This is a genomic window from uncultured Desulfosarcina sp. (assembly GCF_963664155.2).
Classification (GTDB): Bacteria; Desulfobacterota; Desulfobacteria; order Desulfobacterales; family Desulfosarcinaceae; genus Desulfosarcina.
Map to the genome: position 1 here is coordinate 1,232,917 of NZ_CAXXXH010000001.1, position 23,868 is coordinate 1,256,784.

The following is a 23,868-nucleotide window of genomic DNA, read 5'->3' on the forward strand; positions in this document are numbered from 1 at the left end:
AAAAGGACGGGGATAAGGAAAGATCGTCGGGGGAAAACAGGAAAGGGAGTAGGTGAAACGCCCGGCTATTTATCGGTCCCGGCAGCGACTGAGGGGGTGCCGGTTGCGGGCGGATTCCCGGCCGCCGGTTCGGCGGACGGTTCGTCCGGGTTGCCCGTCTCCGGTGTTGATGCATCGGCGGCCGGTTCACGATTGCCTGGATCTTCCGCCGCAACTTCGGCATCTGCGCTTTCCACGCCGGCGTCGGCCGGTTCCGGCTCGTCTGCCGGTGGCGATTCGGTTTCGGCGGGCGGTTCGGCGGCTTCCTCGTCGGTCTGGGACGGCGATGCAAACGAAATGTCGGAACCCGACCCCCTGGGGTCGGCTTTCCCGAAAACCATGATGGTGAGAACCCGGTCCGACTCCCAGACAATCGAGTAGTTCAGGCTGCGCAGCAGGCGCTTGAGCCCCTGTTCCAGCGGCAGATTGCCGATGGTGGCGCTGACCGGATGGTCCTTCCATTTTCGGTTGAGATTGAATCGGTAGCCGGTATCCCGGGTGATGGTTTCAAGCACCTCGCCCAGGGGTTCGTTTTTGGCCGTCAGGCTGATCAGCGGGTCTGCTGCCAGGGCCGGATGAATCGCAGCGCCGCCGGCCTGGAAGAAAAAGCAAACGATCAGGCAAAAAATGGATTTCATGGAAGCACACCAAAAAATAAGGGTTGCCGGCCGCGGCCACTGAAGGTTTCGATCCGTTTCCGATGATGGATGGCATCGTTTTAGTCTATTTTCCCCCATTTCTCAACGGCTGAATGCCGCCAGGGCTTTTTTCGCGACGGTTTCCCCCCACTCGGGGACAAAGTGCCCCGCCTCGGCGATTTCAATGGGATCGGGGCAGTCACGGATATCGTTTTTCAGGGCACGCATCACCGGGGAGCCCAGCACCGGATCCTGCTTGCCGATGGCCATGAACGACCGGCCCCGCCATGAATCGCCAAGCCAGCGCCTGGCATCGCGGGACAGCCGGGCGCCGGGTGCATCGGGATGATTGGGCACCATTTCCGGAAACCGCCGAATACCGGCCTTATAGCGACCGTCGGGAAACGGTGCATCGTAGGCGCTGCATTCGGCCTCAGAAAGCTGGGAGCAGGTCCGTTGCAGGAGCCGCCCCGGTAAAAAATCGGGATTCTTTCTGACCCATTCCCGCCACGCCAGGAATCCTTTGGATAACTGATAATCCCCGGACCCGAGGGTGGTGTTCATGACCACCAGGCGGGAAAATCGCTCGGGCATCGCCATGGGCAGGGTCAGTCCGATAATACCGCCCCAGTCTTGGCAGACCAGGGTGATGTTGGTCAGGTCCAGTCGCTCGATGACGGCCAGCAGGGTATTGCGGTGAAAATCGAAATGGTAGGCGGATGGGTCAACCGGCTTGTCCGACCGACCGAAGCCGAAAAAGTCGGGGGCGACGACACGACCGCCGGCCCGGGTGAAAACCGGAATCATGCGGCGGAAAAGATAGCTCCAGGTCGGCTCGCCGTGCAGACACAAAAAAGTGTCCCCGGCGGCTTCGGGCCCCTCATCCAGGTAGTGCAACCGAAGGCCCTCGAAGCCGTTGAGGTTGTCCAGGTACGTGGGGGGAAACGGAAAATCGGGCAGCCCCGCAAAGCGTTCGTCCGGTGTTCTCAATGATTCAATCATCGCGGATCTCCTCTTTCGGGCGGTTGGGAACGATTGCGTGTGGGCGGATCGACTACAGGGTCTTCAGCTTGCGCAAATAGTCGCGAACATAGTGGGGTAGAACTCCCAATTTGAGATAGGCCTTGAAATCCTCATCGGCAATTTCCGGGTTGCGCGTCCAGGTGGCCGCCGCCCGCTTGAATACCTCATGCTCGCTGATGCCCTGGTTGCGGGCATGATTCCACAGGCGCTCCTCATCCGACAGGGGGGTCCGGTTGGCCCAGTATCTGTCCAGCCGGCGCATCACCTCAAAATAAATAAGGGCGGCCAGAAAAACCAACAGCACGGGCCAGTGGAAAACAAACCCGTCTTTCATCGAGCACCTCCGGCGATAATCGTCAGCTATACCATAATGCCGGAAATTGAAAAAACATCTGGGGGTCGGAAAGATTCGGCAGGTTGGTAGTGCTGGCCTGAATGGTTTTAAACACAAAGGCCCGAAACGATGAGCGCGGTTACTCCCCGATAATTTTAACCAGCACCCGCTTTTTGCGCCGCCCGTCAAACTCACCGTAAAAAATCCGTTCCCAGGTCCCGAAATCCAGGCGGCCGCCGGTGATGGCCACCACGACTTCCCTGCCCATGATCTGGCGTTTCATGTGGGCGTCGGCATTGTCTTCGCCCACGTTGTGCCGGTACTGGGAAACCGGCGCATGGGGAGCAAGCTTTTCCAGCCAGACCTCATAGTCATGGTGCAGGCCGGATTCATCGTCGTTGATAAAGACGGATGCGGTGATGTGCATGGCGTTGACAAGCACGAGACCCTCCTGGACGCCGCTCTCGTCGATGCACCGCTGCACGTCACCGGTGATGTTGATGAATGCCCGTCGGGTGGGGACTTCGAACCAGAGTTCTTTTCTATAGCTCTTCATGGGTGACTCCCTGTATTCGCAGTGGCAAAGAAAAACACGATACAAATATTTTAAGGGAAAAGCCAATCCATTCAATAGATGGCTGATGAAAACGTAAAACCTATGTATATTGAGAGCAAACCGGGGAATTGACGAATGTCAGAGTCAATGATTTCCAAGAATGCAATCCGGAAATGGCATTATTATCGTTTGGATCAACATAGACGGCACATACCTTTCAGAAGCAGCGGTTTGTTTGTAGTCGGAGATATCACGAAGCGCTGTTACTGATTCTGCCTTGTATAGATCAAGAATATATAAACTACTGAAGTTTCGCAGTTAATTTTCCAGCAATCGGAGAGAGTAATGTTTTGTAAATATTAGGAATTTAATTGAAAAGCGGCTCTCTGTTTAGTATATTAGACATCGCCAAACACCTAATATCACTAAAGAAAGAACCGCTATGTCCATTCCTAATACATTTTCCCTCTCCTTGCAAAAACAATTTGGTACGGAGCGTATTATCGATGACCACGAGCTGAACCAGGCCTTTACTGCTCTCAGGTTCAACTCAATGGTCCGCAGCAGCAATATCATCAAAAAGCGAGGACGCGAAACACTCACGCTGCTGTTTGCTTTTATCCTGATACCGTTCCTAAAAAGAAGCCTGACAGGATTCTGGAACTGCAGATACCTGCAGAATTACGTCCAGGCCCATAAGGATACGTTCTACCGGTTCTTGAACAATGAGACATTCAATTGGCGCAAACTGGTTTATCTGTTAGCGCTCAAGGTGATCGCCACGAATGATGATGTCCCGTTAGGCGAGAAAACATTGATCGCTGATGATTCGATCTGCCCCAAGACAGGTAAGGAGATTGAACTGGTCAGCTACCATTTCGACCACAAGGTCAACCGCTCCATCCTTGGGAACCAGTACCTGCAATTGGGCTTTCACAACGGGTTGAACTTTTTCCCGTTGGATGGCGCCTTTCATACCTCCAGCCATCGGCCCAATACCCATATGCGTGATATCGACAAGCGCACCAGCGGCTGGAAGCGGCGTAAAGAGGCGCTGAGCAAAAAGACCGATGTTCTGGTAAAGATGATCGACAACGCCTGGAAATCAGGGATCGATGCCAGTTTCGTCTTGTTCGACAGTTGGTTCTCCCATGACGACATCATCCGGCGGATCGTGGATATCGGCTACGGGGTCATCTGCCGGCTAAAACGCGGTCGCGTCAAGTACGGATACCAGGGAAAGGACTATACCCTCAAGCAGTTGTGGCAACAGTTCGCCAAAAAGAACACGGTCTGGATCAAGGATCGCACCGTTAAAGGGGTGTGTGTTGATGTCACCTTGAAGAAGACCGGCCACGTCCGGGTGCTCTTCGTTTCCGATGGCCGCAAACAATGGCAGGCCCTGCTCTGCACCGATATCGAACGGGAACCGTCCCGGATACTGGACTACTACGCCAGGCGCTGGGCGATCGAGGTTTATTTCAAAGATGCGAAGCAAATGCTCTACATGGGAAAAGAGCAGAGCAATACATTCGATGCCCTGGTGGCGTGCCAGAGCCTGGTGATGATCCGGTATCTGATCCTGGTATATATCCAGATGAAACGCCGGTTCAACACGTCGGTTGGCCCATTATTCCGCCAGATTTCGGATGACCAGTCCATCTGGATGTTCAGTCGCATGATCTGGACCCATGTCAAAGAGCTGATTGCAAAGTCAAGTGATGTACTTTCGTACCGGATTGAGCCGGATCTAATGTTTCATTTTATCGATATTATTGAAGATTTGATCATCAATAAGGCTCGATTAGTAACTGCGAAACTTTAGTAAACTTTTCAGGCAAAAAGGGTGCCCACTAAATATTAGGGTTGACTTTAAAAATTTGTCTTTGGGTTTTATATCTGATTTTCAGGTATACGGGCATCAATGATTCTCGAAAATATCTCGACAAATCCAGATTTAATAAAGACGTATGATTGCAACCATAAAGGAAGTTTTTTGCTTTTGCATGACCGAGATAATGCAATCAATGACATTAACTTGATGGACAATAACAGTATCCCAGTGAAAAATCACAACGATTCTCTGGGTGCCAAAACCTGTGGCAGATATCTACTGCCAAGTTATTCTCTATTTCTGGATGTGATTGAGTAATTGGTTTAATTAAGTAGTCTATTAATTTTTTCTAAAATATAATTACTTAGTTCTATTGGAGGTTTGGGTTTGGGGGGATCTGACACAATCGGAAATGTCTCTATTTTTAATTTCATGTTTCGTGCAATAACTTGACTTCCATAATATTCATTGATGTATCCTAAAATCTGAATCTTTGTGACATTGTTTTCCCTGGTTTTAACAAAATATACGGTGCCTACTGGTGGCGCATTGCTCATGTGGCTATAGAACAGATCCGGATAACCTGTCTTATTGTGTATTTGTGAAAAATAGGGAGCATCTCGAATTTCTCTATATAAAATGGATTCAAAATTCGCGAGACCTTTTAAATACCAAGAAACACCATTTTCAGCCCTCAATATTTCATACCCGCCAGGACCTGTGACATATACTAAATCATAATAGACACCAGGATTTTTAACACCGCTTGCCCATCCATCTTCCAAGTTTAGACGATCTAAAGGTCTTAAAAGGATTTCCATTGGTTTTATCGATTTCGATACCGGTGAAAACCTGACCCAATTTTCCAGATTTCTGCTGTATTCATCCACCTTGTTATCATACCTCTGGGTAAGTTGTTTTTGAATATCGTTCAGGATATCATAAACATCTTTAATCATCCCTCCATGGGTAGAAATTGGATAGAAAATAAAAATTGAAAATAAAGTGATCGATAAACACTTAATCTTCTTTGTCATACCGAAAACCTCCATTGAATAATTATATTTATAGATCAGTTCCCATAAATTAGAACATAATCAACATGGTCTGGCAGTTATCGAGTTTTCAGGTGCAAATTTCCGCTAATATCGCTTCGGTGAGAAAGGAGGAGGGGAATTTATATATGAGCTTTATTTCAAATAGAATAAATTGGTTGTTATGGTCAAGGGGAAAATGCCACATTATTAGCATAAATACAACAAATCGGAATTTTCAAAAGCATTCGGACGTAGATGGAGGTGGACCCCATCGGCTGGACAGCCTGAGGGGTAGAATAAGCTATGAGCCGAGAGCTTTTTAAAAGATAAAAAGGCATCAGGCAGCCTCGGCGAAAGGATGGGGCAGACCGTAATAAACCTCATCCGGGGTTCTGTCGTCAAGGGCCGAATGGCCCCGTTCGTGATTGTAATAATCGAGCCACCGGCCCAGACCCTGCCGCAGCGCCTTACCGGTGTCGAATGCGTGCAAGTAAATGTATTGGTGTTTGAGGGTCCACCACAGCCGCTCGACGAATATATTGTCCTGGCAACGACCCCGACCATCCATACTGATGGCGACCTTGTTATCGATGAGAACCTTGGTGAACGCGTTGCTGGTAAATTGAGCCCCTTGGTCGGTATTGAAGATTTCCGGTGGCTCATAGCGGCTCAACGCCTCTTTAAGGGCATCGATACAAAAGGCGCTGTCCAGGGTGTTGGATATCCGCCAGGCGAGCACCTTGCGGCTGTGCCAGTCCATGATCGCCACCAGATACATGTACCCACTGGCCATGGGGATGAAAGTGATGTCGCTGGCCCAAACCTGATTGGTGCGACTGATGGTCATACCCCTTAGCAGATAAGGATATACCTTATGCTGGGGATGGGGGCGGCTGGTCCGCGGTTTGGGATACACCGCCTCGATACCCATTAATCGCATCAGCCGCTGAACCCGTTTGCGATTGGCTGTTATGCCCTGACGATCCAGCTGGCGGCTGATCGTTCGGCTGCCCGAGGATGGATTGGTAAGATACAGTTCGTCGATCTTGCGCATCAGTTCCAGCTCTTCTTGGCTTATGGGTATGGGTTGGTAGTAATAGGATGACCGGCTAAGATCGATTAGTTCACACTGCCGGGAAACGCTCAGCTGCCGATCCAACGGATCGATCATGGATTTACGCTGTTTGCGATTCAGCTGCTGAGCTTGCGTGCTAAAAAATCGTTTTCCACCTTGAGTTGACCGATCTGGCGGTACAGTTCGGCGGTTTGGGCATCGGCCTGTTTTCTGGATCGGTGGCTTTTATCGAAGATATCGGCTGCACCGTCGAGCATCTGCCGCTTCCAGGTGGAAATCATGGTGGGGTGAACACCAAATCGACTGGCCAACTGTGCTGCGGTTTCTTCGTTCTGAATGGCAGCCAGAGCGACCTTGGCTTTGAACTGTGGACTGTGTGATTTGCGCTTGTTACCCATCGTCAGATCCTCCTCATTTTTGGTCTGACTCATAGCTTAGCACATTGTCCAGTTTTTGGGGTCCACCGCCGATTGACTCGAATCGCGAATTCAAATCATAAATGCATACTCTTGGATTGTGCCTCCTTATGTATTTTCGCTTAAACGAATACTTCATTAGGCGATTGACAGCCAAGCGTTCCCCGATAACCGCCAGATAAAACAAGGCGTTCCGAACGACCTCACCTATGGGTTCGGTTTCGCGTTTCTTCTGCCAACATTTCGTTGCGGCACCAATCGAAGCAGCCCCAAACCGGCAATCAGAAGAAAAATTAGGATGACACCTCTCCCGAACATTCGATCGACGATCGCCTCCACCGGATCGGTCATCACTGAAATTCTCTGGTCCCACGACTTGGATTCGAGGAGTTCGATGGCCCGCTCCAGCAGAAGGGTCACCCGATCGGCGGCGTGTCCGGTCTCGATTGCCGCATCGCGCACATCAGCTATGCGAAGCGGCTCTCCTTGGCTCTCCGGATCAGTATCGAATCGACTCACCACCCTGTCGATGGCATTCACCGTTTCGGTCAGTTCCCTGGCAAGCGTTCCGGAAACGGAAATTGTTTCGCTAAGCTCGGTCATGATTTCAAGGAGTTCTGTCTGCCGGGACGCAAGGTCGTCCAGGAACAGGGTCCGTTCTTGAGCCAGCCGATCGAAGAGCTGGTCGACGGCTTCGGAACGTTGGGTATGAATGCTTTCAGTGGCACGATCGAGTGATACCTTCACGGTTTTTTCCAGCGCTGCTTGCAGCTGAGCGATCGCATCTGTTCTTTCGGCTGAAACCCTCGAAAAGAAGGCCGCCTGCTGTTCTTCCAGATCATTTTTGATGGTTCCGAGGCGGTCTGAAAATTTTTCGCTGAGCTGCCGGGCGGACTTGATCGCCTCGATGAGTTGCGCGCCTTCCGGCTGGTCCATGAGCCGGTAGGCCGTGAGTTCGGTTTGTTCTCCGATCAGGTAAGGGTAACGTCCGGCAAACCAAAGCAGCCGTTCTCCAAGCAGACGCGCGTCGTCAACAACGGCGGTCGCCTCGCTGACCTCTCGGAGGAGACCGCGCGCTTTTCCCCGCAAGGACAGAGAGCTGATCTTACGCTCGTCGGCGAACTCATCGAATCTCACCAGCGCAACGACTGTCCGGTCAGCATTCTCCACGATCCATGCGTCGATCAGCCCGCGCAGGACGCGCAGTTGATCCACGGAGAGGATTCCCCCCGCGGAAGTCCATACATTCGCTTCTGCCTGCTTGAGTCGCTCCAGTGCGGGAATGCCTGCTTCTCCTATCCCGGCTGGGATCCAATGGACGCTGAACGACCACGTCTGCAGGGATGCCAGCACCAGCAGATCAAGCAGATTTACCGGAGGATTCGGGCCCACCGCAATGTCGAGGCTGGCGCCCACACCGTTGCGGAGGAACGACTGGGCGAGCCAGCGGCCCTTCGAATCCAGTTTGCCGCTACGTGTGAGCAAGTACACCGACTCACCGAGCGATGCGATATAGTCGTCGGCCATGCCCATGACCAGGGCTTGCATTTTCAGTGCAGAACCGTCGGACCGGACAGCCTCGCTGGCGGATGGCCCGGACGGTGCGGATGGCGGGGCTATGGCGCAGGATGCGACAGTTATGGACACTATTAAGGCCGGTATCGCAAGATATACGCTGTTACGTGTTGCCATGAGTTGAGTCCCGTTGAACTGCAATGACGAGCGCATTCCGCGTCGCTTGCGGTGGGGTTAGCGAACGAACAATAAATTGTTTTTTATCCTTCCGGTGAAGATTCCCCACGGCTTGCCCTGAGCCTTGGTCCTTATTTTTGAGATAGGTTCTAATTATCGTTTAACGTCAGGTTTTCTACCATTTCGTTCCAGAGCAATATCGCGTAAAGCAACGGGACATGGTCGCGGACCGAACTCGGGATGAAAACCGCTGAATTGATTTTCGCACCTTCCCGGGCACTCCCGTTAACATTCGAATCCTCGCGAAAGGGGGGGGCATCATTTTCCCCATCGTCGTCGCAACCATCTCGGCCACCATTTTGGGGTTCAATCCATTTGAGCTCGCCCACGTGGCGAAAGAAACCAGCCGGAGGGACACTGGCAACGATGTCACTGCCATTGACCACCCGAAAGGCTTTAGATCGAAATCTATCTTTAAAGGCTTGATCTCCCACTCTGGGTGATCCGAACGTGTAAAGCCCTTGAACATCCTCCAGTCGGTCGGCGGCAAGGGTCGCGAGAGCCGCACCCAGACTGTGCCCGGTTATCCATATTTTGAGGCCTTGCGCCTGTAACTTGTCGATTGCCGGCTGCAACTCATCCCAGACCTCATCCAATGCGGCCTTGAAACCACTGTGGACCCGCCCACCCTGATCCCATTGGGACAACCGGATATCGATATCGGTTTTTAAATCGGCAATTATCCGACGGGGATCAATATGTTCGTCCCGTTTCCAGATCTCGCTTCCTCGGAAGGCAACGATGGCGAACCTGTCGTTGGCGGCAACGAAACACTGGGTGCTGGACCGATTGAAAAATTGGATATGGGTCAGTTCGGCCTGGGTAAATCGTTGCATTACATACGCGTCGTCCGCATAGACAAGCATGGACGCTTCTGCCAACCACCACGCATTAATCAGGCTGAACGAAGAAGTATTATATTCAAAAGGGAAAAAATGAAAATTTTCAAAATAATCGTAATTCTTGTACGGCGGAGAAAGGTTTTTAAATGTGATTTCGGGGGGTTCCTTTTTGCAGACAACTGCTGCACCCGCACCCCGGGGGGAAAGCCAGAAAACCGCCAACACCATGGATAGAAGAAGGCCCGCAGATAACCGTGGCGATTTACAGCAACGGTTCAAAAAGGCCTCCGAACTCTTTCCGTAGTTTATAGAGCGCATCAGTGGGCTGGCGAAACTCATCGGCATCTTCCCGTGTGATTTGCCGACTGTAGGCCAGATCATTTTCATAAAACATTTCCGCCAACTCGGCAGACAGGATGTCACTCTCGAACACCACGGCCGTCTCGCTGTTGAAGTTCTCGCTCCGCGGGTCCAGATTGTAAGATCCCACAAGTGAATAACGCCGGTCAAAGACGGCATACTTGGCATGGATGGTCCCTTCGGTCTTCTGCGCGCGATCGTATCGCCAACCGAGCCATTCCCAGATCTGGACGTTTCCCCCGCTTTTCCTGATTTCCGCATCCTCGTTGATCGACAGAATGTTCTTGTAGTAGCTGCGTCCGACCATGGTCATTTCGGGCAGATCATTCGTCTCGGGGCTGTTGGTCAGGATCATCACGCGCACGCCCCGTCCGACGGCATCTCTGATCGCATCGACGAAATCGGCCGAGGGGATGAAATAAGCGTTGCAGATCACAATCTCATGCTGGGCATGGTCAAACAGTTTTCGATAGGCCTGTTTGATATAGGATTCGCCCAACCGGGGGCGGTTATGAAAAAACCGGCTGCGCGCATGGTCAAATTTCAGGTCCGGTTTCACGCGGGCCATCTGGTCTACGCGTTCGACCAGGTTTGACCGGGTCGAGTAGGAGACGGTCAATTTTCCGAATTTATCCAGGAATTCCCGTGTCTGTTGCCAATACAGATCCGTATTCAGGCCCGCCCGGCTCGCCTTTATCTTAAGAAAATGGTCGAAATTGCTGTCGAATGCCGTAACCATGTCGCTGACAAGGCTTCCTTTGACGAGGACATCCTGATCGCGCCAGTTCTGCTCGGGATCCGAAGGGTCCACCCGAAAATACGCGTTGGCGATATTCAGCCCGCCGACGACGGCAGTTCCCCCCTCGGTTTCTCCGTCCACGATCCACATCTTCTCATGGTAGCGGTGATTCGGTGCTTCGGGATCCCTGGCGGGTGAGAGGAACGGCACCGGCATCTCGTTTAGCCACTCCAGATAAAGGGACTCGTAGCCCTGGACTTCGATTCCGTGCTGAGCGCTGGCTCCGGGGTGCTGGACAGAAACCCGCATTTTTAAGTGAAGAAACTCTGCCGGGTTGGGATCAGGCTGCCCGGTGTTGAGGAAGTTGGCCGAAATAGACCACATCGGGGGTCTGCCCGTCAAGCGCCGAATGCGGTCGGCGTTGGTTGTAAAAAAGGAAGTAGCGCCCCAGGCCGCGCCGGGCATCCGCCACCGAGTCATAGGCATGAAGATATACTTCTTCATACTTGACGCTCTTCCAGAGGCGTTCGACAAAGACGTTGTCGCGCCAGGAGCCTTTCCCGTCCATGCTGATCTGAATATGATGCTTTTCCAACAAGCCGACAAAGTCTTTGCCGGTGAATTGGCTGCCCTGGTCGGTATTGAAGATTTCCGGGGTTCCGTAATCCCGAATCGCTGCTTCGACAGCATCAATGCAGAAATCGGCCGTCATGCTGTTGGACAGCCGCCAAGCCAGGACACGTCGCGTCGCCCAGTCCAATACAGCCGCCAGGTAGATAAAGCCCTTGTTCATCGGAATGTAGGTGATATCCATGGCCCAGGTCTGATTGGGCGCTGTGATCTTTCGATGGCGCAGCAAGTACGGAAACACCTTATGGCCCAGATGCGGTTTGGTGGTGCGGGGGCGTTGGTAAAGGGCCTCTATCCCCATTTTTCGCATCAAGGTGGCGACATGCCTGCGACCGACACTGGCCCCGTCTTGTCGCAGCAGATCCCGTAGCATCCGGCTGCCGGCAAAGGGATATGCAAGATGCAGCCTGTCAATCTGCCGCATCAATTCCAAATCTGCTGCTGAGACGGCCCGGGGGGCGTAATAGAACGACGAGCGCGCCATTTTCAGGATCTTGCATTGCTGCACCACCGGCAACGGGTGCTGCCGATCAATCATCACTTTGCGCTCGCATCGGGAATACGACCGAGCGCGCCGGCCAAAAAATCGTTTTCCATTGCCAACTGGCCGATCTTGGCATGTAGATCTTTGACATTGGGGCCGTTGACGGCCTTGCGCTCTGCCGCTGTAGCGAACAGATCCTTGGCGTGCTCTTGCAGTTGGGTCTTCCACTGCACGATCTGGTTCGGGTGGACATCGAACTGTTGAGCCAACTCCGCTAAGGTCTGGTCGCCCCGTAAGGCTGTTATCGCCACCTTGGCTTTGAAGGTTGCTGCGTGATTCCGTCTAGGTCGTTTCATTGTCTGCTCTCCTTGGTTAACGAATAGTTACTGCGTTATTAGAGCAGAGTTTTCACTTAAAAGCCTGTCCTTTTTTCCGAAACCGGCTCTCTGTTTCAAATCGAAATACATCCACTGTGTCTGCAGGCCGAGATTCGAGAGCGCATCCACGATCACACGGACATCGAGGCCTTCAGCTTTTTTCTTTTTAAGGATCTCGGCAATATGCAGTCCCGATTCGTCGCCCCAGAACACCAGGGCTTGAATGCGGATAGAGGTTCGGGCCTTTTCGAGCAACTGCACGCGCGCAGCAAATGATTCATCACCGTTCCTCAGCAACGCGATCCGGCTGTAATCATGAACGTCGTAAAGGCTCGCATAACCCACTTCCTCGAGCGGGCTGCCGGTATATTCATTCAATGCACCGAAAACCGGAACCGGTTGGTGGTCTTTGCCGATGGGTTCCAGGAACGGCATCAAGGGTGCCAAGACATGATCCGGGCCCGCTGGCGGCCTATCCTGCGGGGCGCAACCCAGCAGAAGTGCCAAAAGGCAGCCACCGATCAGCAAAAAATGGTATCGATTCATGGCAAAGTTCCGATCGGGCCGATGGATGACGCTAATCGATCAACCCGGTTTCCTTGTAATACCTGAGTGCGCCGGGATGCAGTGGAGCGGTCAGCCCCTCGAGCATGCCTTTGCGGGTCAACTGGTAAAAGGCCGGATGCTGCCGGCGAAAGATCTCGAGATTGTCAAATACCTCTTTGGTGAGGTCGTAGACGACATCCACAGGCACCCTGGCGGACGTACACAGGGTGGCGATAACGCCGAACGTGGTCACGTCCGCTTGACCGGCCGCATCCGCGCAGAGCTGCATAACCGGAATCGTCGCTTTGATGTAGTATTTGCGAGTGGCAACCAGTTGGTCGATACCGGGTCCGACGATTGGGATAAGGCGGGCTTGACGCTCACCGGAAAGGGCCTTGCGGATGGTCTCGCTGGGGTGCCCCACAGTGTAAAAATAGGCGTCGATACGGTGGTCCGCCAGCAAAGCCGGCGCATCTGAGGCCATCACTTCAATGGCATCGAAATCCCGGTTTGGATCCAGGTCGAATGCCGTCAAAGCCTCCGTGACCGTCCAGTGCTGGCTGGAGCCCGGATTGCCGAGGCTGACTGTTTTTCCCCTCAGATCATCCATGGCATTGATGTCCGCATCCACCGCAGCCACCAGGGTCAGGGCCTCACGGTGGAGACTGAACACAGCCCGCAGTTCCTGCTGGGGGCCCTTGTCCGCCCACTCGACCAGGCCATTGAACGCCTGGTAGAGTTTATCGGACTGGGTAAGGCCGAAGTCCATGTAGCCGGCCAGAATCGCATTCATGTTGAAGGTCGCGCCATCGGTTGCTTCCACCGTCGCCCGAATACCATAGTCGTGGCGTTTGGCGTTGAGCATCCTGGCGATGGCCAGGCCGCTGGGGTAGTAAACGCCGGACCGATCCCCACCGCCGATGGTGACGAAAATTTCAGCGGCCGAAAGCACGGGTGGACCGCCAAGCAATAACAGCCCGATCAATAAACCGGCGAACCCAACGACTGTTGTCTTTTTTCTCATGGCGACCTCATTCTCCGGCCTTCAATTTGGCGACGGTTCCATTGACGCCCCGATACGAAACGTCTGGGATGCTTCCCAGCCGAGCGACTTGACTTTATCCAATGCCACAGGACCCTCATCGAGTATCAACACGACGCGATGCCCATCGGTAAAGTAGGGATCGCCGGTCAAATTGGCCCTGGGGTTGGACGCTCTAACTCGCCCAACGCCTTTCACAAAGCCGACTTCGGCGAGCATTTGCGAATAAATCAGATCCTCGATGACGGCATCGCGCGCTTCGTCAATATCCGGATCGATCTTGTGGGTGACGGGTGGCCAGGCTCGGGAGGTGAAGCGGACTCCGATGTCACGACTGACCTGGCCGACAAACACCGGTTTGCCCCGGTAACGCAAGGGACTGTACCACAGCCGCAAATGGTTGCGCTCGTGGATGTTGTGCCGCGGTTTCTGACGCGCGAAGTCCTGGCGCCGGCCGTAGGAATAAAGCGGGCTCACCGGCGAATAGCGGTAGCGCGAACCAAAAAGATAGGACTTGATCGTTTTCCAAACGGCCGTGGAATAAGTCTCTTCGGCTGGCAGCCAACCCCGGCGGGCGAAGGCGGCAGCGACATCCTTGAAGTCACCGATAATCACCAGATTCAAGGGGTCCCCGAGCTTGTCGCCCGTTAGATTGGTGGTGCAACAAGGAAACTCCTCAAGGGCTGCCTTTAGCTCATCTTCATTGACCTCAAGGATTTCATCATCCGCAAAATCCACCATGCGGTAGTCGACCCGCATGCCGGGGATCTGGACGAAAAAAGTAAAGAATTTAACCTGCTCGGCTGCGATCAGGTCGATCTGCACAACTTTTTCACCCTCATCGAGGTTGGTGAAAATGAAACCCGCTGCAGCCGTGTTAGGCATGACCGGATTGTGGAAGCTCATCGACCGGAAATGATTCTCCATGGCATCGCGGTAAATGCCGAAAAGCCCGCCTCGCACGGCATAAACCGTTTCCAACGGTGAAAAATAATTTGGATCCGTGGCCGTGCTGTTCAGATAGTAAATTCGGTCGCTATGGTTTTCGACCTTGACCCATACCGGTTGAATCTCCTTCCGGATCAAATCGGTATTAAACAACGCACTGCTCTCCTCGGCGGTCGGCACCGCCACGGTCACCCGCACTTCCGCATCAGACTTCGATAGCGCGCGGTCGCGAAACCGGATCTCGTTGACCGAAGCAGGTTTAAAAGAGGTTGAGGTTCGCAACGTGGCACAGCTGGCAAGCACCATCACAGGAAGCAGGGTCGCAACAATCCTCACGATGCTTGTAATGCCGGGTCTGAAACCACCACCGTAGTGAGGTTGGGAAAACCTAACTGAACGCATCGATTGTCACATCTCCCGTTTTACTTTTTAGGCCGTCTTCCGCACAGCAGCATTATCAACCTGTTGCTCCGCTGTCGCAGCGTGCGCTAACGAAGGCTTTTTATCAATTGAACTTCGTCAGGGCTTCTTTATAGGCATCGTAGAGCGCCTTATAGGCTTCTGCAAAACCATTCTTGGCAGAATCCCAGGAATCCCCTGAAGCGTTTCCCAGCTCGTCAAGTTTTTTTGCGGTGACGGCACGTTTCTGCTTCAGGTTTTTGATTTCTTCCTGGTAGGCTGTCTTGGCGTCGCCGGAGGCATCGGCTACCTCACCCTCCAACGCGGCGATCTCTTCATCCGTTTTTTCCAAAAGGACCTTTCCATGCTCGACCGCTTCATTTTTTTTCTCAACCAGATAGGCCTTGATGGTCTGCAGAGTTTCTTCCGTCTTTTGGGCAACGTCGCCTGATATCGTGCCACCGAATACCGGTGTGAACGGCGGCACGGATATAACCAATGCAACCATTAATGCCGCTGATAATATTTTTCTTACCATGAGATCCTCCTGTCGGTCGTTGGTCGACCCTGAAAATTGTGTCCCGCCGTGTTTGGCAAGGCTTGAATGACATTCTTTATGCTACTGCCTTTGCATACAGCGCATCTCCGGTGCGCCGTATCCCCAAACAACCGTGGCCTCGCCCTGGTGTTCCCAGAAAAGCTCGTTTCTCCCCTTATATTTGGAACCGCTGCCGGAAGGCTGCAAAAGCATCAGCGACACCTGATCACCGTGCTCGGCGATTAAAGCCGGTGGCTCGGTTTCAAAAAATGTGATGACCACTTCGTTTCCTGGATTGCCATCGCATGCGTAAATGAATGGACCCTTTTCAGGAACCAGGCGATAACGTGCCTGCAATTCGGCGATACGGTTTGTGTATACGTTTTCGGTGCAAGATCGTAGGGAATCACTTTTCCAACAGTCGTTGCGTCCTTTAATCCAGCCACGCTGCTCCACCTCGAGCACCGGGGGATGTTCGTTAACCGCCTTTCGGCGAGCGACGGCATAAACCTCGGCCAACTCCCGGTCCAGTGTTGCGAGTCCATTATCCCTGCATATCAATTCTTCGATAGTCCCATCCGCTTTGGCGCAGTCGAACGAAGGGTCTGCCGCCAGGGCGCTGTCCCTGACTGATCCGAATGCTATGCACATCAGAGAAATGATAATAAATTCGACTATCTTTATCCGCTGATTCATCGTTTCCCCAATTACAAGGTTATTCCGGTCAATTCGTCAGGAAGATTTCGAAACAGATGAACAATCTTCAAATCGTAGGTTGTTGTAGCGAAAATGAATATAAAATAGGCATTGAAACAACATTGTTTTCAATTTGGTTTTGTCAAGATTGGAAACTTCGTTGAATCATAGAGATATAAACCGATATAATATCAAGATCTTGTCGTTATCCTGACGATCGATTAGGTAGCGAATCCATAATGATAGAAAAATGTGGGGGTAACCAGAGGGTTGGCCTCCAATCAATCCTGCCACCATCCGTCTCATTTCATTTCGGTTATTCTGAATGGTTTTTTTCGATAGTTTCCATTCAATTGAAAGTTCCGTTTTGGAAGCGGTCACATTAAAACATCAACCCCACATTTTCCAAACTGGCTTGCCATAATACCCGCGTACGCTTAAAATTAACCACGACACCTAATAAAGGAATCCAAATATGAATCCGGATGCAAGTGAAAGATCGAAACCGTCAGAAGCGTCCAACCGACTGATCCTGGTATGGGATCTGCCCACCCGGCTGTTTCATTGGCTGCTGGTAATGCTGGTGATCGCATCCTTTGCCACCGGCAAGATCGGAGGGCTTTGGATGCAGTACCATATGTGGAGCGGCTATGCCATTTTTGGATTGCTGTTGTTCCGTGTGGCCTGGGGTTTTGTCGGGGGACGACATGCGCGCTTTTCGAATTTTGTGTATGGGCCGGGCGCAGTGCTGCGCTACGCGCGTACCATGCTAAACCGGGAGGCATCCAGGCATCTGGGTCACAATCCGCTGGGAGGCTGGTCCGTACTGGCCATGCTGATCGCCCTGCTGGTTCAGGCTGTCACCGGCCTGTTCGCCAATGACGACATTTTCATCGAGGGGCCTCTTTACCCCTGGGTCAGCAAGGCAACCAGCGACTGGCTTACCCATATCCACAAACTGAACCAGGAAGTCATCCTGCTGCTGGTTGCCGTACACGTGGTGGCCGTGTTTTTTTACCTGATCCTCAAACACGAAAACCTGATCCGGCCGATGTTCACCGGTCGCAAACACTGGGGTGCAGAAGATCAGTCGTCGACCAACCTGCTTGGCATGGCGGCACTCATAGCCAGCCTGCTGGCCCTCGGGGTCTTTCTATTGGTGCGCTGACATGCAAAAAGAGCCGCTCGCCGATGGGTATGCCGCCGGCGCTTAATGGTGAAACCGGTCGGCTTCAATTTGCCGCATCGGGCTGCCGACGACTCCGGTGCGACGTATGGCTATTAATTCCGATAGGTCGAATGGCAGGCTTTACAACTCTTGGCAACCTCTCCGAATTGCGCTTTGACGGCCTCGATATCACCGCTTTTTGCCGTTTGTTCCAGTTTTTGGACAGCGCTCTCAAATTGCTGTGCCACAGCCATGAATTTGTCCTTTTCCTTCATCGCCAGGGCATTAAGGGTCGTATTGCCTTTATCCGATCCGGGCACCATGACCGCCTCCCACGCTAAATCGGCCATTGTCCGAAGCACCGCCGCATTATGTTCAACCTCGTTGGTATCGTAGGGCGGCTGTCCTTTGACCACAGCCGCCAGGCGGCCGAAATGCTGACCGATAACCGTCATCACTGCCTGGCGGTAGCGAATGGCATCCTCGGGCTTGGCAAAGCCTGCGAAAGCCACGCCGACCATAGCAGTCAAAAGGACCCCACAAATCGTCACCTTTAGTGAAATTCTCATACGCTCTCCTTTTTTTCTTGATAGTTGGCTGTCTTCAGCAACGAGTGGCAGATACCGGCTATTCGCAATTATCGCTACGGTCCTGAACAAGGAAGGGGACGGGGAACAAGTGCCGATAGGAATGAATAGAATAGTTTTGTTGCCTGGGTCAAGGGGCAAATAATCGGTAAATCCACCCTTGGGGTTTCAGGCGGACAATAAATCAAGGTCGTCAAAAAGCAGTTCCACCGAACTCTCTTCGGAGGAATTGTATAAATCCATGACAGATTCGGCAATTTTGGTGGCATTGGGTTCGATGGGAAATATATTGTGGGTCCGCAGGGTTGACAGCAAGGCGTTCATTCCTTTAGAGATTGAATTCACGACCATCTCACTTTTATAGTTCTCTTCACCAAGCAATGTAAAACTTCCCGTATCCAGAATGGGCGACGCCGCTTTTTTCAGATCTTTATCGATGATTGCATATTCTTTGATGTTGAGTTTTTTCTGGGTACGATCTCGGAATATCATATATTTTTGACGCATGGATTTTCTCCGTTTCATCCGTTTTCTATAATGATGAATCCTCTTCTACATCCTGGGATTCAATGGACGCATCGTCTGGCTGGGCAGTGCTTTTCTCCAGTCGGCTTTGTCTTTTTTCCGCTTTCTTTTTCTTCCTCGCCAATTCTTTTTGACGTTTATTAAATTGATAATTTGATCTTGCCAAATAGTCACCTCCCTGGCGGTTGTTTTGACAATCAAAAAGGAAAGGGCATCCCCTCAAGATTAGAAGGAATGCCCTGTTTACTCAGAAGCTTAGTTAGTTCACAGTGACATTTGCTGCGGCAGGGCCTTTTTGCCATTGCTCAACATCAAAGGAAACGCGGTTGTCTTCCTTGAGGGATTAAAAACCGCCTGCGTTAACTGTGAAAGGATAGTCTTTATTTAAAAAAAATACAATCTAAATATATGTTATTTTTATAATTTTTTTTAATTCACCATTTAACCGTACAAAATATAGATGTTACGCGGAAAAAACAGGGCGCCCCTAAACAACCGGGGCATCCCGCCATTTCTGGCAGAATGCCCCGGTTGGGAATCAATGCGATGTTGTCAGTTTGTTCTTTTTACGTTCTTGGCTTCAGGTCCGCGATCACTCTCCTCCACGTCGAAAACGACCATGTCCCCTTCGGACAGGGTTTTGAATCCCGTCATGTCGATGGCGGAAAAATGGACAAAGACGTCTCGACCTTCGTTTTCGTTTATGAAGCCATACCCCTTTTTGTCATTGAACCATTTTACTGTTCCGTTCGCCAAAACACTGACCTCCTCTTCTCCAAAGTTCCCCTCCAAAACGTCCCTTTGCCTTTGCAGACGATACTCCGGCACATGGAAAATTGCCGCTCAGAAGATGTCAGATCAGGGGTTGCGTTGGCCAAACTATCATCCAGAAAAATCTTTAGCCAATGAAATACTCATTGTCAAGCGAAAAGCTACAGCGGAAATCGTTTAATATCCGCATGTTCCTTCAGTTTGTCCAAGTAGACGTCGATCTTTTTACCCTCCTGCTCCTGGCGGAGACGGGCGGAAATGGCCTCCTTTACCTCGTTGAACGCCATGGTCTGCTCTTCCTGGCGTTCGGTCACCCGGATCAGGTGGTAGCCGAAGCGGGTCTGCACCACATCGCTTGTCTGACCCGGCTGAAGGGCAAAGGCGGCTTCGGAAAAGGGCGGAACCATCTGATCCCGGCTGAAAAAACCCAGGTCGCCCCCCTTGGTCTTGCTGGGGCAGTCAGAATTTTCCTGGGCCAGGGTGGCGAAATTCTCACCATTGTCGATTCGCGTCTTGAGAGCCTGGATGGCGGCCAGGGCTTCAGCCTGCTTGGCTTCGCCGGCGTTTTCCGGCACTTGAACCAGAATGTGGGAGGCCTTCACCTGCTCCGGCTTGCGGAACAGGTTTGGATTGTCATCATAAAATGCGCGGATCTGCTGGTCGGAAACGGATATCTTCTGGAGCACCTCTTTGTCGATGAGCGTTTTGATGGTCAGCCCATTCTTGATCTGAAGCTTCAGCATCTCCTCGGAAAATCCCATTTCCGACAACGCGTTCTGATATGACTTCTCATCCTTAAAGGCAGCCTTGAATTCATCCAGGGCTTTTGTTACGGGGCTGTCCTTGACATCGATTCCCTCGGTCTGGGACTGCTGCAGCAACAAGGTCCGGTTGATCAGGGTCTCACGGATCTCCCCCTCGTAGCGTTTAAGCTGCTGAGGATCCACCGGCCGCCCCTGGCGTGCCAGCTTCAGGGAGACCAGTTTCATCTCGCGGTCCAGGTCTTGACGCAGCACCGCGGTATCGTTGACCCGGGCAATTTGTCCGGCAGGCGCCTCCGCGGCAATGATGATTGTCGGAGCAGCCAGGAGGATCGCCATCATGGCGAGGGCAGCGAAAATAGTCTTGGGTTGAATAACGGTCATCGATTTCTCCTTGATGGGTTGCGGGGCGCTGATAAATACCCCGGGAATTGGCCGATCAGAAAGGCACTGATGGCGGTCAGTATGGGTTTAGGGTTAATGAGGGCGATGAAACGACCGATGCGCTGAGGCACTCGGCAGTCTTTACAATGAGGCCACTGCTGATGATTGTCGTCCATGTCATTCTTCTGAAGGATTACCCGAAGACAGCGGGCCGGTTCCCGTCATGCTCACCAGTTCGCCGGAAAAGCTGCCCACGATTACTTTGCTTTTCAATTTCACCGGTAGGCGCCGGTGATCCGCAGAGACCCAGAGCTGAATTTTGGCATCCGGGCTTTTCTCGAAGACGCCGCCCACATGCGCCAAATCCGGCTCGATGAGAAACGTGTCGAAGGTTCCCGCCGACACCTTCACCGTCTCCCGCCGGACCACATCGGCCACCCCCAGAACGTGCTTTTTCCCGTCGGTCACCGATCGTTGTATGCGACCGCCGACGACCAGGTTGGCCGACCGGGACCAGTAGAAAATGGACAGCGGATCAAAGGTGCCGGCCGTGATGAAAATCGGCTCCCGAACCTCTCCCTGATTGATGTATTGGACGGTCATGTCCTCCCAATCGAAGGAAACGGTGATGTCCCGCCGGGTGCTGCCTTCATGCTGTTTCTTGCGGTACAACAACGACCGTTGCATGGTGGCGTCAGCCCATGCGTCAATACGGTCCCTCACCATGTAAAAGGGATCCACAAAGGCATTGGACCGGGCTGTCAGGACAAAATGATGGGCATCGATCCCGGCCATGTGCTCCTGGTGCAGCACTTCCAGCACCGCCTCCCCGGCCGGAATGATGGTCCATTTGAGCACAAAGGTCAATCGTTCACCCGGCCTGAAGGCTTGCGTGGGAGCAGGTGAATCCGCTGACCGGGCCGTGCCGCCGATCAACAGCCAGATGGCAATCCCCACCATGGCAGCCCAGCGGGTACCATGATGGCGCCGCCCGGCACCCTTGATCCCCCCCCGATCCATTGCCCATTGATGTCTGTTTGTCCTTATCCGCATGGTGACGTTCGCATATTGATAAAGGTGTTGAAGCCCAACTGCATCCGCAATAACGGCAATTTCGTTCGTCGAAACCGGTCCATCGGTCGACCCGTCAGCCATTCAGTGGGATTTTGATCAACTCCGTTGAATCCCCGTCCCGTCAGCCGCTGCACTCAACGGCCGTCAACGGACAAGCTGATACCGGCAATCGACCGGCGGCGATTTTTCGTCCACAACCATACCCGGTATGCCTGGGTGAAAGCCACAGCGGTTACCAGCCGGGGAATCCACAGCCAGAAGGGATGAATGCCCAAGGGCAGAAACAGGGAGGGATCTTCCACCATGGCGTGATTGATACCGATGGAGACGTGCAGGGTTTTAAGATGCTCTGGAGAAAGATGGCGTTCCCGGGTTTCCGCTACGATCACCGCACCGCCGTAAGTGATACCGAACACGGCAGCCGTCATCCACAGCATGCCCACCTGCCGATCCAGACCCAACAGGCCCAGAAAGGGTTCGATGATCCGCACCACCTTGTCGATGAGGCGGTACTGCTTCAGAATTTCCATAAAAATCATCAGGGCCGTGATAATGAGCAGAATCTTCAGGCTCAGCCATGCCATGGCTTTGGCCCACACTTGCATGGCCGGCCAGAACGTCACCCGGGCCGAAGCCAACGCCCCCCCCGCCGCTTTATGAGCCGTATCCGGACCAACCACCCAACCTAATGCGAAGACGGTCAGCACGGCAGCCGACAGCCGAACGGCAGTCGCCAGCCAGGCGGGACATCCGGACTGACTCTGCACCAGGCCTTCCTGGATCAGGCTGTGGGCGATAAGCAGAAACACGGCCATCAGCGTCATCTGGTCGACGGTGAAGGGCAGCACGGACATGGCGGCTATGGCGCCATAGATACCGGTCAGCAGACCGGCCAGCAGCGGCAGGGCAGCCATGGCCGGCAGATGGAGCGCTCCCATCAACGGCTCCAGCAATCCGTCCATCCGGCCGAGCCAACCGGTATAATCCAACAGAAAGGTAACAAAGGAAACCGGCAGGATGATCTTAACCATCCAGAGAAAGCCCGCCCATCCCTTTACGGCGCCACGTTCAAAGTTGGTTTTAATCGGACATGTGCTGGGTGCCACGGTGATGTTCCTGTTTGCTGCCTGTTCCGGTTATGGGTCCATTCGCTGTCAGAAAAGACCCTATACCACAGTTTTTTTGGCAGGGCACGAATTGAAATGCAGGGTGGTTTTCACAAAAAAGAAACAGCCGAAAAAATCATGGCTGATCGGTGTTGATCGTTCACATCTCCGGAGGATGGCCGGGAGGCATCCAGGAAAAAATGGTTAACGCATGAGATAAAATCCCAGGGCAGGATCGTCCGGCTCGTTGGGGTGAAAGGAGGCCCCCACATAAAGACCGCTGACGTTGCGCACGATGACACGCTTCTCCATGGGCGTCCGTTTGCGGTCGTCCAGGCGAAATTCCACCAGCAGTTTTGCGCCGATGGGGAAGGTCCGGGGAACGGTCATTTTCAACTTCAGGCCGGTAGTGGACAGATCCACCACCTTCGCCAGGCCGGTGTCCTCGGGTCCGTTTTTTCCCAGAAGGGTAAATTTTCCGGGTAAATCGGCTCCCTTGCGGTATTGTTTGCGCTTTTCCAACCGACAGCGGAAATGATGGCCACAGGCACAGGTACAGTTGACCGAAATTTTCTTATCGGTTGAGGCATATTTGCTCACATCCGCGGTTTTGGCCTGGCCGCATTGAGGACAACGGAAGGTGGCCGTGTTGTTTTTGGATATGAAAACAGTCTGATCCATACGATTACAATTCTGTTTGAGGCATCACCAGTGCATCCGTCGATGGCGATTGGCGGCCCCTGACCTTTATGATTTCAGGTTTGTAGCTGGTATTTTCGGAAAGGCGCCGGCCCGTGATGCGAATGACGATAAAGGCCAGCCCGAAAAACAGGAAGCCGAACAGGGCGGAAAGTCCGGACGGATCGCTGCCCCGCATGACGGCCACCGTCTGCCCGAGTACCGCACCGGCGATCATGGCCAGAATCGGGAAGACATAAAGCAAAAAGGTGGCTTTTAACAAGGAGCCCGTTTTAATGTTCAAAACGATCCGATCCCCTACCCGGGCATCGGCGGTGTTGATTGCCTCCACCTCCATCTCCATCTCCTTGCCCTCGCCGCCAACATTGCAGACGTCTTTGGACGAACAGGACGCACAGGCACTGGAGCGGGTGGTTTTTACCCATACCGTCCCGGCCTCGGGGCTTCCCATTTTAAATACGACACCTTCTTCGGTGGCCATAGGCGTT

The 23,868-nt window shown here is 52.8% G+C and carries 26 protein-coding genes; 2 read left to right on the forward strand and 24 right to left on the reverse strand.

Annotation, left to right across the window (positions count from 1 at the left end; all coding sequences use genetic code 11):
• Nucleotides 1-65: 65 nt before the first annotated feature.
• The 4 genes from ACHZBS_RS05460 to ACHZBS_RS05475 form a co-directional block, all read right to left on the reverse strand.
• Nucleotides 66-677: a hypothetical protein gene (locus ACHZBS_RS05460; RefSeq protein ID WP_319405514.1), complete on the reverse strand. Its 612-nt coding sequence runs from the start codon at nucleotides 675-677 to the stop codon at nucleotides 66-68.
• 102 nt (nucleotides 678-779) lie between these two features.
• A complete protein-coding gene (locus ACHZBS_RS05465; protein WP_319405515.1) occupies nucleotides 780-1,679 on the reverse strand; it encodes a haloalkane dehalogenase in 900 nt (299 codons plus the stop codon).
• 52 nt (nucleotides 1,680-1,731) lie between these two features.
• Nucleotides 1,732-2,034: a hypothetical protein gene (locus ACHZBS_RS05470; RefSeq protein WP_319405516.1), complete on the reverse strand. Its 303-nt coding sequence runs from the start codon at nucleotides 2,032-2,034 to the stop codon at nucleotides 1,732-1,734.
• A 139-nt stretch (nucleotides 2,035-2,173) separates the two neighbouring features.
• A complete protein-coding gene (locus tag ACHZBS_RS05475; protein WP_319405517.1) occupies nucleotides 2,174-2,590 on the reverse strand; it encodes a secondary thiamine-phosphate synthase enzyme YjbQ in 417 nt (138 codons plus the stop codon).
• A gap of 442 nt (nucleotides 2,591-3,032) precedes the next feature.
• Here ACHZBS_RS05475 and ACHZBS_RS05480 point away from each other — a divergent pair, with 442 nt between their 5' ends.
• On the forward strand, nucleotides 3,033-4,415 hold the full coding sequence (locus tag ACHZBS_RS05480) for a transposase (RefSeq protein WP_319405518.1): 1,383 nt from the start codon (nucleotides 3,033-3,035) through the stop codon (nucleotides 4,413-4,415).
• Between the two features lie 332 nt (nucleotides 4,416-4,747).
• On the opposite strand, the gene ACHZBS_RS05485 is transcribed toward ACHZBS_RS05480, so the two are convergent.
• The 11 genes from ACHZBS_RS05485 to ACHZBS_RS05535 form a co-directional block, all read right to left on the reverse strand.
• Complete coding sequence (locus ACHZBS_RS05485) at nucleotides 4,748-5,461, reverse strand: hypothetical protein (protein ID WP_319405519.1); 714 nt, start codon at nucleotides 5,459-5,461, stop codon at nucleotides 4,748-4,750.
• Between the two features lie 337 nt (nucleotides 5,462-5,798).
• A protein-coding gene (locus tag ACHZBS_RS05490) for an IS3 family transposase (RefSeq protein ID WP_319405970.1) occupies nucleotides 5,799-6,934 on the reverse strand; the annotation gives its coding sequence in 2 pieces (ribosomal slippage) (nucleotides 5,799-6,655 and nucleotides 6,655-6,934; 1,137 coding nt in all).
• 225 nt (nucleotides 6,935-7,159) lie between these two features.
• A complete protein-coding gene (locus ACHZBS_RS05495; protein WP_319405520.1) occupies nucleotides 7,160-8,599 on the reverse strand; it encodes a hypothetical protein in 1,440 nt (479 codons plus the stop codon).
• 194 nt (nucleotides 8,600-8,793) lie between these two features.
• Complete coding sequence (locus tag ACHZBS_RS05500; protein ID WP_319405521.1) at nucleotides 8,794-9,570, reverse strand: lipase family protein; 777 nt, start codon at nucleotides 9,568-9,570, stop codon at nucleotides 8,794-8,796.
• A 238-nt stretch (nucleotides 9,571-9,808) separates the two neighbouring features.
• Nucleotides 9,809-11,029 carry a phosphatidylserine/phosphatidylglycerophosphate/cardiolipin synthase family protein gene (locus ACHZBS_RS05505; RefSeq protein WP_319405522.1) on the reverse strand — a complete coding sequence of 407 codons (1,221 nt, stop codon included), beginning with the start codon at nucleotides 11,027-11,029 and terminating at the stop codon, nucleotides 9,809-9,811.
• Nucleotides 10,986-12,115 (reverse strand): IS3 family transposase gene (locus tag ACHZBS_RS05510; RefSeq protein ID WP_319405160.1). Its coding sequence is split into 2 segments (ribosomal slippage): nucleotides 10,986-11,845 and nucleotides 11,845-12,115, totalling 1,131 coding nucleotides; the frame shifts between segments, so codons are not numbered across the junction. Before ACHZBS_RS05510 ends, ACHZBS_RS05505 begins: the two co-directional genes overlap by 44 nt.
• A gap of 27 nt (nucleotides 12,116-12,142) precedes the next feature.
• Nucleotides 12,143-12,682, reverse strand: coding sequence for a hypothetical protein (locus tag ACHZBS_RS05515; protein ID WP_319405523.1), 540 nt, complete (start codon nucleotides 12,680-12,682; stop codon nucleotides 12,143-12,145).
• A gap of 31 nt (nucleotides 12,683-12,713) precedes the next feature.
• Entirely contained in the window at nucleotides 12,714-13,706 is a 993-nt protein-coding gene (locus tag ACHZBS_RS05520) for a TAXI family TRAP transporter solute-binding subunit (protein ID WP_319405524.1), read from the reverse strand.
• A gap of 21 nt (nucleotides 13,707-13,727) precedes the next feature.
• The gene (locus ACHZBS_RS05525) at nucleotides 13,728-15,074 is read right to left on the reverse strand and encodes an LssY C-terminal domain-containing protein (RefSeq protein ID WP_319405525.1); all 1,347 of its coding nucleotides are present in this window, start codon (nucleotides 15,072-15,074) and stop codon (nucleotides 13,728-13,730) included.
• A 103-nt stretch (nucleotides 15,075-15,177) separates the two neighbouring features.
• Nucleotides 15,178-15,609 (reverse strand): hypothetical protein, encoded by a 432-nt coding sequence (locus ACHZBS_RS05530; RefSeq protein ID WP_319405526.1) that lies wholly within the window; start codon nucleotides 15,607-15,609, stop codon nucleotides 15,178-15,180.
• 81 nt (nucleotides 15,610-15,690) lie between these two features.
• Complete coding sequence (locus tag ACHZBS_RS05535; RefSeq protein WP_319405527.1) at nucleotides 15,691-16,305, reverse strand: MliC family protein; 615 nt, start codon at nucleotides 16,303-16,305, stop codon at nucleotides 15,691-15,693.
• Nucleotides 16,306-16,780: 475 nt separating this feature from the next.
• Between ACHZBS_RS05535 and ACHZBS_RS05540 the strand changes: the two genes are divergently transcribed.
• Nucleotides 16,781-17,473 (forward strand): cytochrome b/b6 domain-containing protein, encoded by a 693-nt coding sequence (locus ACHZBS_RS05540; RefSeq protein WP_319405528.1) that lies wholly within the window; start codon nucleotides 16,781-16,783, stop codon nucleotides 17,471-17,473.
• A gap of 113 nt (nucleotides 17,474-17,586) precedes the next feature.
• On the opposite strand, the gene ACHZBS_RS05545 is transcribed toward ACHZBS_RS05540, so the two are convergent.
• The 9 genes from ACHZBS_RS05545 to ACHZBS_RS05585 all read right to left on the reverse strand — a co-directional run bounded on the left by ACHZBS_RS05545 (nucleotide 17,587) and on the right by ACHZBS_RS05585 (nucleotide 23,861).
• Nucleotides 17,587-18,042 (reverse strand): cytochrome c, encoded by a 456-nt coding sequence (locus ACHZBS_RS05545; RefSeq protein WP_319405529.1) that lies wholly within the window; start codon nucleotides 18,040-18,042, stop codon nucleotides 17,587-17,589.
• A 186-nt stretch (nucleotides 18,043-18,228) separates the two neighbouring features.
• Nucleotides 18,229-18,567: a hypothetical protein gene (locus ACHZBS_RS05550; protein WP_319405530.1), complete on the reverse strand. Its 339-nt coding sequence runs from the start codon at nucleotides 18,565-18,567 to the stop codon at nucleotides 18,229-18,231.
• A gap of 25 nt (nucleotides 18,568-18,592) precedes the next feature.
• Nucleotides 18,593-18,751, reverse strand: a complete 159-nt coding sequence (locus tag ACHZBS_RS05555; RefSeq protein WP_319405531.1) for a hypothetical protein — start codon at nucleotides 18,749-18,751, stop codon at nucleotides 18,593-18,595.
• Nucleotides 18,752-19,137: 386 nt separating this feature from the next.
• Entirely contained in the window at nucleotides 19,138-19,341 is a 204-nt protein-coding gene (locus ACHZBS_RS05560; RefSeq protein WP_319405532.1) for a cold shock domain-containing protein, read from the reverse strand.
• A 176-nt stretch (nucleotides 19,342-19,517) separates the two neighbouring features.
• Nucleotides 19,518-20,549 carry a peptidylprolyl isomerase gene (locus ACHZBS_RS05565; RefSeq protein ID WP_319409065.1) on the reverse strand — a complete coding sequence of 344 codons (1,032 nt, stop codon included), beginning with the start codon at nucleotides 20,547-20,549 and terminating at the stop codon, nucleotides 19,518-19,520.
• Nucleotides 20,550-20,678: 129 nt separating this feature from the next.
• Nucleotides 20,679-21,554, reverse strand: a complete 876-nt coding sequence (locus tag ACHZBS_RS05570) for a DUF3108 domain-containing protein (RefSeq protein ID WP_319405533.1) — start codon at nucleotides 21,552-21,554, stop codon at nucleotides 20,679-20,681.
• Nucleotides 21,555-21,709: 155 nt separating this feature from the next.
• Nucleotides 21,710-22,681: a nucleoside recognition domain-containing protein gene (locus ACHZBS_RS05575; protein WP_319405534.1), complete on the reverse strand. Its 972-nt coding sequence runs from the start codon at nucleotides 22,679-22,681 to the stop codon at nucleotides 21,710-21,712.
• A gap of 204 nt (nucleotides 22,682-22,885) precedes the next feature.
• On the reverse strand, nucleotides 22,886-23,362 hold the full coding sequence (locus ACHZBS_RS05580; protein WP_319405535.1) for a PilZ domain-containing protein: 477 nt from the start codon (nucleotides 23,360-23,362) through the stop codon (nucleotides 22,886-22,888).
• A 4-nt stretch (nucleotides 23,363-23,366) separates the two neighbouring features.
• On the reverse strand, nucleotides 23,367-23,861 hold the full coding sequence (locus tag ACHZBS_RS05585; protein ID WP_319405536.1) for a SoxR reducing system RseC family protein: 495 nt from the start codon (nucleotides 23,859-23,861) through the stop codon (nucleotides 23,367-23,369).
• Nucleotides 23,862-23,868: the final 7 nt, after the last annotated feature.

Excerpts from the sequence above, each read along its gene's own strand:
- ACHZBS_RS05460 (WP_319405514.1), bottom strand. The coding sequence starts at position 677 with ATGAAATCCATTTTTTGCCTGATCGTTTGCTTTTTCTTCCAGGCCGGC.
- ACHZBS_RS05465 (WP_319405515.1), bottom strand. The coding sequence starts at position 1,679 with ATGATTGAATCATTGAGAACACCGGACGAACGCTTTGCGGGGCTGCCC.
- ACHZBS_RS05470 (WP_319405516.1), bottom strand. The coding sequence starts at position 2,034 with ATGAAAGACGGGTTTGTTTTCCACTGGCCCGTGCTGTTGGTTTTTCTG.
- ACHZBS_RS05475 (WP_319405517.1), bottom strand. The coding sequence starts at position 2,590 with ATGAAGAGCTATAGAAAAGAACTCTGGTTCGAAGTCCCCACCCGACGG.
- ACHZBS_RS05480 (WP_319405518.1), top strand. The coding sequence starts at position 3,033 with ATGTCCATTCCTAATACATTTTCCCTCTCCTTGCAAAAACAATTTGGT.
- ACHZBS_RS05485 (WP_319405519.1), bottom strand. The coding sequence starts at position 5,461 with ATGACAAAGAAGATTAAGTGTTTATCGATCACTTTATTTTCAATTTTT.
- ACHZBS_RS05500 (WP_319405521.1), bottom strand. The coding sequence starts at position 9,570 with ATGCTTGTCTATGCGGACGACGCGTATGTAATGCAACGATTTACCCAG.
- ACHZBS_RS05505 (WP_319405522.1), bottom strand. The coding sequence starts at position 11,029 with ATGTGGTCTATTTCGGCCAACTTCCTCAACACCGGGCAGCCTGATCCC.
- ACHZBS_RS05515 (WP_319405523.1), bottom strand. The coding sequence starts at position 12,682 with ATGAATCGATACCATTTTTTGCTGATCGGTGGCTGCCTTTTGGCACTT.
- ACHZBS_RS05520 (WP_319405524.1), bottom strand. The coding sequence starts at position 13,706 with ATGAGAAAAAAGACAACAGTCGTTGGGTTCGCCGGTTTATTGATCGGG.
- ACHZBS_RS05525 (WP_319405525.1), bottom strand. The coding sequence starts at position 15,074 with ATGCGTTCAGTTAGGTTTTCCCAACCTCACTACGGTGGTGGTTTCAGA.
- ACHZBS_RS05530 (WP_319405526.1), bottom strand. The coding sequence starts at position 15,609 with ATGGTAAGAAAAATATTATCAGCGGCATTAATGGTTGCATTGGTTATA.
- ACHZBS_RS05535 (WP_319405527.1), bottom strand. The coding sequence starts at position 16,305 with ATGAATCAGCGGATAAAGATAGTCGAATTTATTATCATTTCTCTGATG.
- ACHZBS_RS05540 (WP_319405528.1), top strand. The coding sequence starts at position 16,781 with ATGAATCCGGATGCAAGTGAAAGATCGAAACCGTCAGAAGCGTCCAAC.
- ACHZBS_RS05545 (WP_319405529.1), bottom strand. The coding sequence starts at position 18,042 with ATGAGAATTTCACTAAAGGTGACGATTTGTGGGGTCCTTTTGACTGCT.
- ACHZBS_RS05550 (WP_319405530.1), bottom strand. The coding sequence starts at position 18,567 with ATGCGTCAAAAATATATGATATTCCGAGATCGTACCCAGAAAAAACTC.
- ACHZBS_RS05570 (WP_319405533.1), bottom strand. The coding sequence starts at position 21,554 with ATGCGGATAAGGACAAACAGACATCAATGGGCAATGGATCGGGGGGGG.
- ACHZBS_RS05580 (WP_319405535.1), bottom strand. The coding sequence starts at position 23,362 with ATGGATCAGACTGTTTTCATATCCAAAAACAACACGGCCACCTTCCGT.
- ACHZBS_RS05585 (WP_319405536.1), bottom strand. The coding sequence starts at position 23,861 with ATGGCCACCGAAGAAGGTGTCGTATTTAAAATGGGAAGCCCCGAGGCC.